The 245-nt window shown below is 61.6% G+C and carries 1 protein-coding gene; it reads left to right on the top strand.

The window, feature by feature from the left end; all coding sequences use genetic code 11:
• The coding region (locus tag SB724_RS21465) for a hypothetical protein (protein WP_410573059.1) at positions 1–245 on the top strand (245 nt) is incomplete at both ends.

Below are 245 nucleotides of genomic sequence, written 5' to 3'. Positions count from 1 at the left end.
CTTGGGTTCAGCCCCGAGCTTCCGGAGCAAGGGAATCCTTCCGTGGTTCGGGCTGGCAAGTTTCATCTCCGGGATCGCCTTCATGGTTGTTGGCTTCCAACGGCTCGTACCGATCTTCCTCCAACTGGGACTTGCCGGTTATGTGGCCGTGTTCTTGGCCCTGGGCCTGATGGTGGTGCTGGTAGTGAAAGCTGCTGCCCGGTTCTTCCTCTCGGCGGCCAGGCAAGGCAGTCCTCGGTGGCGGC

Source organism: Bacillus sp. SIMBA_031 (assembly GCF_046535225.1).
Taxonomy (GTDB): Bacteria; Bacillota; Bacilli; order Bacillales; family Bacillaceae; genus Bacillus; species Bacillus velezensis.
The sequence above is the reverse complement of the archived record's forward strand: the minus strand, read 5'-3'. Positions and strand labels throughout refer to the sequence as shown.